Raw genomic sequence first — 8,602 nt, 5'->3', positions numbered from 1 at the left:
CCCTGACGGTGCCCTCTCGAACTGGACGATAGAAGCCTGAAGAACCTCTATCTTTCCAGCTCGCGGGGGCATCATCGCATCCGGGCCCTCGTGCTCACATCAATCCCATCGGTGGATCAGGGCTGAGTCGCGCCATCGTCGTAGGCAAAGTTTGCCACTGTCAGCGCCGTGGGGACGTGTTTGACAGCTACCTCGTCGCCGTCTTCGACGTGCAGATCTTCCAGCGATAGTGCCATCCACTCCTCCTGACACCGGCCTGGCGACGGGCAACCCCGTTCTGATGCAGTGGACTATATAGTACCTTCGTAGGCAGTACTGAGCCACAGGTGCTGGCACGATACCCTAGGCTATACACCTGTTCTCGCATCTTCATGGCCGGCGCCCTTCATCTTGGTTAGGACTATTTAGTCCATATGCCGCCGCACTCATCATGATTGGCACTGCCTATAGTGGACCCTGTGGACCGCCATGGCCAGGACTGCCGCCTCTCCGAGGAAGCTCTGACCACGGAGGCCGTACAAGCCAGAATCGACAAGCTGCTGGCGACACAGCGGCCCCTGCTGAACGCTGCGAGCTCCGTGCGGGACCTGGTTCGATGGCGGGACGAGATGGTGCGCCTGGAACGGATGTGCGGCGGCGCGGTCTGCACACTCTGCTGCCTGGCCGACCTGCTCGTCGCCGGCGAGGAGTGCGGGCGACTGGTCGTCCATGCCGGTTTCACGGTGTGGGAGTCGCTACTGGCGGGGGGATCACCCGTGCACAGGACAACGGCGACCTGTCGCCGGATGCCGATCCTGATCGGCTGGCCACCGGCTTGATGGCCGCCTTGCAGGGTTGGCATGCTCCTCGCCCGGACCACTCGCGATGTCGGACAATTCGAGACAGCGCTGGACATGGCCCTTGGCTACGTCCAAGCGCACGCTGTCACGAGGTGAGGAACGACCTGACGTGCTCGAGCGCCATGTCGAGCGCGACCTCCATGGGAGTAATGTCGTGCGCGGTCTCGGCGAGCAGGTACCCGCCCTGCAATGCGGCCATGAGACCGGTGGCGAGCTTCTGGGGGTCAGCGTCCTGTTTGAGGACCCCGCTGTCCTGCATCCGGCGCAGGCCGGCGGCGAGCAGACCCTCCCACTCCGAGAACGACTCGGCGAGCGTAGAGCGGGCCTCCTCGTCCTGGTCGGCCAGCTCGCTGGCCATCGACCCAAGCCCGCAGCCGTACGCGCCGTTCTGGAGCGCATTGCGCTGGACCAGGGCGTTGCGCCACCGGATCAGCCCGTGGAAGGACTTCAACCGTTGCAGGTAGCCGCGTTCGCGCTCGAGGACCTGCGCCGCACGCGCCTCCACGACGGCACGAACCAGCTGCTCCTTGTCCGCGAAGTGGTTGTATAGCTGGGATTTGCTGACGTTGCTCGCGGCGCGGACATCATCCAGCGTGGTCGCGTTCACACTCTTCACGTACATCAGTTCGAGGGCGGCCGCCACGATGCGCGCGCGGGTAGCGGCGCCACGTGGCGTCAGCCTCCGCATAGCTTGTGCGTTCTCCAGCCTGCTCACGGGCCTCAGGCTACCCTGCTTGATCACATCCCCACCTCCTGCTGGACCGCACGGTCCCTCCGGTGCTCCGCGGGACAGTCACAGAGATTCTTCCGACACTCCCCGGTCACCAACGCGCGCCGACGTTCTCCGAGCCCTATGGGTCTCGGTTGGCGCCGATCCCGACCTGATGCGACTACACCTGCACCAGCAGCTGAACGGCCAGAGGATCCAGTTCGCCTCTGCTGACCGGGCTTTCCTCGCCTCGCTTGTGCATCGACTCGCCCGCACCGTGTTGCGTCAGATCCACGTCTGCCGCGATCTTGCCAACGCTCAATGCAACGGTGCTACCAGATGCACCATCCTCATGCACCATCCTCGACAGTGGTCTGCAGCGCGATGAACCAGGCTACGAAGTGGACCGCTTGACCGTGTCTACGCGGCTGTTCCGTATGGTCAGGATCGTTGCTGTCCCCGGCTGTGCTGCAACCCGGTCACTGAATAACGTCGGTCAGGGGCAGCTTCTCGCCGCAGCATTCGGCGTCGGTCGGCAGCGTCGCCTTCAGCGTCGTCCCTTCACCTGCGGGGCTGACGATCCGCAGACGTCCGCCGAGCGCCGCGACCCGGTCGGCAAGACCCACCAGCCCCGTGCCGAGGGCCGAGTTGGCTCCTCCGACGCCGTCGTCGTGGACCGAGACCACGAGGAACTCGCGTCCCGTCGCGCGGGCGCGGGTGAACTCGACGTTGATGTCGACCGCAGAGGCTTGGGCATGCCTGACCACGTTGGTGAGGGCTTCGGACACGAGGTAGTACGCGGCCACCTCGACACGCTCGACACAGTTGGGCAGCCGATACTTCGAGCCTGGGGTGATCGTGACCGGGACGGGACACCTGCGGGCGACTGCCCTGAGCGCGGACATGAGGCCGCCCTTGGAGAGGATGGCCGGATGGAGGCCTCGCGAGATCTCCCGCACCCCGTTGAAGACGTCCGTCAGGCCTTCCGTGGTCGCGCAAAGCCGCGCCTTGACGTCGACGAGCTCGGGCGGCACCAACGCCTCCGCCATGCGAAGTTCGAGGCCGAGCGACACCAGGCGCTGCTGGACGCCGTCGTGCACGTCGCGTTCGAAACGACGGCGGGCCTCATCCGCCGCGAGGACGATCCGGGCGCGCGACGCCTTGAGCTCGTCCCGGCTCTCAGCGTTCGCTACTGCCGTCGCGACGAGCTCGGTGAACTGCGCCAACCGGTCCGGGGCCCCGGGTGACACCGGCCCGCGCCGAGCCCACAGGGCCACCAGCGCGCCCCACACGCGGCCCTCGACCACGATCGGCGCGCCGACCGACGACTTGAAGCCTTGGTGCCGGGCCAGGTCGGCGAGCGCGCCTTCCCGACCGTCGTAGCTGTCCACCCGGGCCGGGCGCGCGGTGCGAAGCACCAGCTCCGTGACGCCGCCGTTGGGCAGGAGCTGCCGGCCCAGCGTGGGCTCGACGGCCAGCTCACTGTACTCGGCGACAACGCTGACGGTGCCCGCAGGCTCGTGGCGTACCAGCCTCGTGGCATCCGACTCCAGCAGCGACGCCGTCTCCGCGGCGACCGCGGCGACCGCGTCAGACGGTGGCGCGCCGTGCGCGACGAGCACCGCCACCCGCCGCAGGCTCGCCTGCTCTCTCGCCAGGTCGCTCAACTCGTCGCGGTTCGCACGCAGCGACTCGCTCATCGTCCCGCGGTTGGCCGCGGCACCCAAGAGCGTCTCCAGCGGGGCCACTACCCGCTCACGCAGCCGCCGCAGGACCGGCTCCGGTGAGCCGGCGGAGACGAGCAGAGTGCCGGTACCTGTATGCGAGCAGTACCGCAGCGGCAACGCCAGCCGCTGCGCATCGCCCGGAACGCTGTCAAGTTCGATCGCCACCAAGGAAAGCCCCAGCGTCCGCGCCAGGCGACGCGAAGCCTCCGGCAAGATCGAGCGCAGATCGTCGGCGCACAGCATGAGGCGGGCCAATTCAGCGAGCAGGTCAGCCTCCTGGCGACGCGTCACCGCCTCGGCCGCACGGGTGCGGGCCAGCTGCACCACCAAACTGGCCAACATCGCCACGAGGAAGAACGCCGCGACCCGTGCGGAGTCCTTCATGTCCACGCCGTACGCGACGGTGCCGAGCACCACCACCCCTAGCGCGAGCGGCAGCCCCCACATCGTCGAGATCGCCAACACTCCGATAAGAAAGATATTGGCCAGGGTGCCGGCCGGGACGACGCCGGTGAGCGAATAGACCAGAAGCGTCTCGATCACCAGGAAGAACGCGATTGCGGCCCCTAGCGCAATCGGTGGTGGCGTCGGCCGACCCATGCGCGCCGCCAGACGTGCCCGAATTTCTGCCACACGTGTCTGCATCACCGCGATCCTTTCGCCTCAGGGTGTTTGCCGTCCGAGACGCGACCTGGGTGGAGCGGTGGGTGATACGAGAAGAGGACCAGTGGACGTGGCACTTCACCGCTGATCGGCTGACTGGACGGTTTCGTCCACTGTAGCGCGGAGGTAAGCATTCAGCCGCTTGCGTCGGTTTCAGTCTTCGCTGGTCGTCGAGTTCGCCGTTGGTTCTGCGCCGCCAGCGTTACCCGGGGCGGTGTGGACGGGGTTATTCCTCCGCACTACTCGGCCAGACAAGGGCCTGCGCGACGATCACTCGGTCACCGTTGAACGTCACCGCAGGGCTGCCATGAAGCCGGAACCCAAGGTTGAGAGCCTCGCTGACCCTGCGGCAGAACGTCTCGTCATCGGGTCCGGTGAGGACGCGGTAGCGTGGCAGGCCATCCGGCGGCTGGTCAGTCATGCCGCCAGCATGTCAAACGGTGGACTGCGCAGGACATTGAGGTGGTGACCGGCGTGATGTCCGACTGGGTGGCTGTCAGGCGGGGGCTCGGTCTGGTGGCTTCCAAGGGTTGCCGAGGATCGCGTCGCGAAGGGCGGCGAGTTGGTCAAGGCCGTGCTTGGCGGCGGTGGAGACGTAGCCACGGATGCGGTAGCGGGCCCGGATGACTGTCTCGGGGGTCAACCGTCCGGAGATCTTCTGCTGGGTCTTGGCCGGTCGTAGGTCACGTTCGGCCTGGTTGGAGGTGGGTGGCACGCCCAGGTCGAAGGCGAAGCGGACGACGTCGTCGAGACGGTCGTGCAGCATCTCCAACAGGCAGCGTCCGGGCGGTTGCTTGCCTTTCGGGTCCGGGTTGCGGTCGACCTCGGCCAGGCCGATCGCGGTCCCGGAACAGATCCACGTCAGCCGGGTGTCGCGGAAGTCGGGGTCGATGCTGGGCAGGCCGGCATCGCGAGCGGTGTTCGCGGCGTGGATCAGGTCGCGCAATGCATCGGCGATCTGGGCCGGCCAGTTTGCCTGCGGGTAGCACTCGGCGGCATCGGCAAGATCGCGAAGGATGTGGGCGCAGCACGGCTGGTGGACCAGGCCAGCGAACACGGCGGCGTCGTAGTTCTGATAGCGGTCGTGTACGACCACGCCGGACAGTTCGCCCAGGCCGAAGTCTTTGAACGTGGCCAGGCTCCGGTCGCCAAGGTGGTACCAGGTGTAGCGCTGGGTGCAGGCGACCGGCAGGTACCGCTTGGCCTTGCGGGCACCGACCCGGATCGGGGTCTCGTCGCAGCACACCGCGTACGCCAGGGTGATCAGCGTCCGGATCCGGGCATCGACCGTGGCCAGCATGGCGGCGGTGCGCTCGATCAGCGAGTGGACCCACCCCGCACTCGGCGCCGCCCCGGTCAACGACCCGACCAGCTCCACGCAGCGGGCCACCGGGATCGCGTGCACGACCATCAGGTACACACACCAGGCCTGCAGGTTCGGCCCGTAAGACACGGCCGCCTCGGCGACGCCGTCGGGGCGCTGGGCCACGTGCGTCCGCCCGCAACCGCAGCGCACCGCGCGCAGGTCGTGCTGGGTGCACGTCGCCGACATCTGCGGCACCTCGTGCTGCTGGTGCGAGCGCGCCACCCCAAGATCGACGCCGTCGGCCAGGTCCGCACCGCACCCACAGGTTCCCTCCGGGAAGTGCGGCAGCGTCTCGTCCGGGTCCTCCCGCCAGGCCAGATGCGCGCCCGGCGCGCCCGGCTGCTTGCCCCGCTTACGTTTGGTGCCCCCGTTGCCATCGGTGGGCTTGTCCGCCGGCCGAGTCTTACCCGGCAGGTCGTCCGTCGACGGCGGCATCGATGAGTTGGAGCTGTTCCGCGACAGCAGCCGCTCCAACCGGTCCAGCCGCATCCGCAGCTCAGCGTTCTCCGTCCGCAATGCCTCCAACTCGCGCGCCTGATCATCAAGCCGGACAGCCTGATCCCGCACACACGCGACCAGCTCAGCGCGCGACAGCTCCTCCGGATCAGGCACCCAGAAACATCACCAGATGTCTCCCACGCAGGCAAGGAACTGCTCAGCCCGGCGCTTCACCTACAAACCCCCGCACCTCGGGCCTGAATGTTTACGCGCGGAGTCGTGCAGCGGGCGCCGGGCGGTGAGGTCACGGAGGCCGGTACGCCTGCGGGCGGAGAATACACACGAACCGCGCGGCTGCGGCCGTTGCCCGAGTTGGTGGCATTGGCTGCTGGCCCGGCGCAGCGTCAGTGACCCGAGCACGGTCGTCCCCTACGTGTGTTTCGGGCCGACCGACACCGACCTCGACGAGCTGATCCGCGTGGCGGGCCCGAGGTGGGCGATCGAGGAGTGCTTCCAGACCGCCAAGAACGAGACCGCCTCGATCACTACCACGTTTGCGGGTTTGAGGCGTGGTATCGACATATCACGTTGTCCATGCTCGCGGCGGCGTTCCTCGTGATCACCCGAGACGCCGTCAAAAAGTGGGCTCCGCTGCCGACGGCAGCGGAGCCCTGATTCCCTTGTCCGTCAACGAGATCCGACGGTTGTTCAATCGGATCACGGCTCCGCTGGTCCATGCGATCGACCACGTCGTGCACTGGTCGAACTGGTGCAGAGCAAGTCAAGCCCGCGCCCGCAGAAGCCACTACAAGAGACGCGGACATCACGACCTGTCGTTGCAGTGCTTATACGAAGGTGAACAGCTGGTCGGCTTCGAAGCGGGAAATCGGGGTGGGGTACGCCTTCGCGGGGTCGGGGTAGCCGAGGGCCAGCAGCACTGTCGTGGTGTGTCCAGTTTCGCGGATCTTGAACGCCTTGTCGACGCTGGTCGGGTCGAACCCTTCGAGCGGCATGGCTTCGACGCCGAGCTCAGCGGCCGCCATCATCGTCATGCCCAGCGCCATGTAGGTCTGCTTTTCCATCCAGTGGTTCACGTCCTTGTAGCCGTAGTTGCGCAGATTGAGGAAATCGCGGGTCATCGACTCCCACAGCGCGTGCTTTGCCTGGTCAGGGAACCGCCCGTCGGCCCTCTCCTTGGTGAAGACCGCATCGAGGTGACTCTCGGGAAGATCCGCCCTGGTGGTGAGGATGACGGTGTGTGAGGCGTTCAGGATCTTCTCGCTGTTGTCCTGGAATCGTTCGCCCAGGTTGGCAACGAGGTGCTCCTTACCTTGAGGCGTGGCGAGGACGTAGAAGTGGTTGGGCTGTACATTCGTCGACGACGGCGTCGAACGCAGGAACCTCAGCAGCTGCTGAAGTGTCCCCTCCGGGATGGTCTTGCTGGCGTCGAAGTACCTGGTGAGGTGCTTGTTCATGAGCTTGTCGAGATCCATTTCGACCTGCCTTCTTCGTTCGATCAGTAGGTGAGAAGCGGTGGTTCGTAGGGTGTAGGTCAGTTCTTGCTGCGGGCGATGAGTTCACCAATACGCTCGAAGCTCATGCCCGTTGTTGCCGACGCGAGGTCACCCGCGACAAGTGCTTTGACGGCCTGTTCGAGTGCCCCCATCGCGTTGGCGTAGAGAAACGGACCCAAGCTGATGCGCTTGACCCCGGCCTTCTGCAGCTCAGCGACAGTCAGCACCTTGTCCGACGGTGAGAGGAGGACGTTGACCGGTGTGGGGGCGACCGCGGTGACGATCGCGTCAAGTGCGCCGAGGTCGGGCGGGAATGGCGCGTAGAGCACATCCGCGCCGACCTCAGCGAAGGCCGTCAGACGGCGGATGGTGTCGTCGAGATCGGGCCGCCCCTGGATGAAGTTGTCGGTGCGGCCGGTGACGACGATGCGCCCCTTGGCCGCGTCGACCGCGCTACGTACGCGATTGACAGCCTCGTCGAAGTCGCGGATGGGTCGATCGGGATTAGCCGAGGTGTCCTCAATCCCGATACCGGCCAAGCCGAACTCGACGGCGGCTTCGACGGTCGCCGCGACGTCTTCAGGCTTGTCGCCGTAACCGTCCTCGAAGTCTCCGTTGACGGGCAGCCCGGTGAGCCGGCCGAGCAGTCCCGCATGCTCGAGATGCTCGTCGCGGGTGACTTCGTGACGTCCGTCGGGTCGGCCGAGCGTGGCGGCGAGCGCTCCCGATGATGTCGCGATCGCCTCGAAACCGGCATCAGCCAGCATCAGCGCCGAGAGGCCGTCCCAGGCGTTCGGCATGACGAGGCCACCGTCGCGAGTGTGCAGCGCCATGAATTTCTCATAGAGTTCGGAGCCCGGCATATCGCACCTTTCCTGAATGATCGTTTGGGGCAGTGAGGGTTTACCGCGTTGTGTGCGCGGGCCCGACGGGGGTTCCGGCGATCAACCGGGGGTACCGGCCGAGTTGACGGCGGGGATGTCGATGTCGGTCTGGTTGACGTTGTTGATGAAGTTGGTGAGCAGGACTTGCACCGCGAGCGTGACGATCGCCAAGATCTGCGGGTCGGTGTACCCGGCGCCTCGCACAGCCTCGAGGTCGGCGTCGCTGACCTGTCCGCGGCTCTCGACCACCCGTTGAGCGAACCGAGCGACTGCGGCGCGCTTGGGATCGACCGAGTTCCCAGCGCGGCTGAGGTTGATGTCGTCGCTCGACATACCCCTCTGTGCCAAGATCTCATGAGGCAGGTTTTGAACCTGCAATGTTGTTCTGAGGGCGAGTCTGGAGTTCATCTCTCGTGAGTTCGCTCGATGGTGTGCCGGATCCTGAGGTTCTGGTGAGGGCCC

General features: G+C 66.2%; 8 protein-coding genes and 1 pseudogene. 2 read left to right on the top strand and 7 right to left on the bottom strand.

Translation table 11 applies throughout. The features are described from left to right. The first annotated feature begins 458 nt into the window (after positions 1 to 458). On the top strand, positions 459 to 818 hold the full coding sequence (locus ABD901_RS57630; protein WP_345144719.1) for a hypothetical protein: 360 nt from the start codon (positions 459 to 461) through the stop codon (positions 816 to 818). Positions 819 to 924: 106 nt separating this feature from the next. Here the strand turns inward: ABD901_RS57630 and ABD901_RS57625 are convergent, their stop codons facing one another. From ABD901_RS57625 to tnpC, 4 genes are all read right to left on the bottom strand, one after another. Next, positions 925 to 1,554, bottom strand: coding sequence for a TetR/AcrR family transcriptional regulator (locus ABD901_RS57625; protein WP_345144717.1), 630 nt, complete (start codon positions 1,552 to 1,554; stop codon positions 925 to 927). A 473-nt stretch (positions 1,555 to 2,027) separates the two neighbouring features. Then, a complete protein-coding gene (locus ABD901_RS57620) occupies positions 2,028 to 3,920 on the bottom strand; it encodes a sensor histidine kinase (RefSeq protein ID WP_345144715.1) in 1,893 nt (630 codons plus the stop codon). Between the two features lie 244 nt (positions 3,921 to 4,164). Then, a complete protein-coding gene (locus ABD901_RS57615; protein ID WP_345144714.1) occupies positions 4,165 to 4,359 on the bottom strand; it encodes a DUF1737 domain-containing protein in 195 nt (64 codons plus the stop codon). Between the two features lie 75 nt (positions 4,360 to 4,434). Beyond that, entirely contained in the window at positions 4,435 to 5,916 is a 1,482-nt protein-coding gene (tnpC, locus tag ABD901_RS57610) for an IS66 family transposase (RefSeq protein ID WP_345144712.1), read from the bottom strand. A 205-nt stretch (positions 5,917 to 6,121) separates the two neighbouring features. Between tnpC and ABD901_RS57605 the strand changes: the two are divergent. Further along, a pseudogene (locus tag ABD901_RS57605) lies at positions 6,122 to 6,417 on the top strand (IS701 family transposase); the annotation flags it as partial. 170 nt (positions 6,418 to 6,587) lie between these two features. Here the strand turns inward: ABD901_RS57605 and ABD901_RS57600 are convergent. The 3 genes from ABD901_RS57600 to ABD901_RS57590 form a co-directional block, all read right to left on the bottom strand. After that, positions 6,588 to 7,235, bottom strand: coding sequence for a nitroreductase family protein (locus ABD901_RS57600; protein WP_345144710.1), 648 nt, complete (start codon positions 7,233 to 7,235; stop codon positions 6,588 to 6,590). A gap of 59 nt (positions 7,236 to 7,294) precedes the next feature. After that, a complete protein-coding gene (locus ABD901_RS57595; protein WP_345144708.1) occupies positions 7,295 to 8,119 on the bottom strand; it encodes an isocitrate lyase/PEP mutase family protein in 825 nt (274 codons plus the stop codon). 81 nt (positions 8,120 to 8,200) lie between these two features. Next, positions 8,201 to 8,602 (bottom strand): carboxymuconolactone decarboxylase family protein (locus tag ABD901_RS57590; RefSeq protein WP_425556867.1); only part of this gene is annotated, 402 nt, incomplete at its 5' end.

Source organism: Dactylosporangium darangshiense (assembly GCF_039537565.1).
Taxonomy (GTDB): Bacteria; Actinomycetota; Actinomycetes; order Mycobacteriales; family Micromonosporaceae; genus Dactylosporangium; species Dactylosporangium darangshiense.
This window is presented reverse-complemented; position numbering and strand designations above follow the sequence as displayed.

What these genes read in the sequence shown, in the direction of transcription:
- ABD901_RS57615 (WP_345144714.1), bottom strand. Translation starts at nt 4,359, where the DNA reads ATGACTGACCAGCCGCCGGATGGCCTGCCACGCTACCGCGTCCTCACC.
- ABD901_RS57600 (WP_345144710.1), bottom strand. Translation starts at nt 7,235, where the DNA reads ATGGATCTCGACAAGCTCATGAACAAGCACCTCACCAGGTACTTCGAC.
- ABD901_RS57620 (WP_345144715.1), bottom strand. Translation starts at nt 3,920, where the DNA reads ATGCAGACACGTGTGGCAGAAATTCGGGCACGTCTGGCGGCGCGCATG.
- ABD901_RS57595 (WP_345144708.1), bottom strand. Translation starts at nt 8,119, where the DNA reads ATGCCGGGCTCCGAACTCTATGAGAAATTCATGGCGCTGCACACTCGC.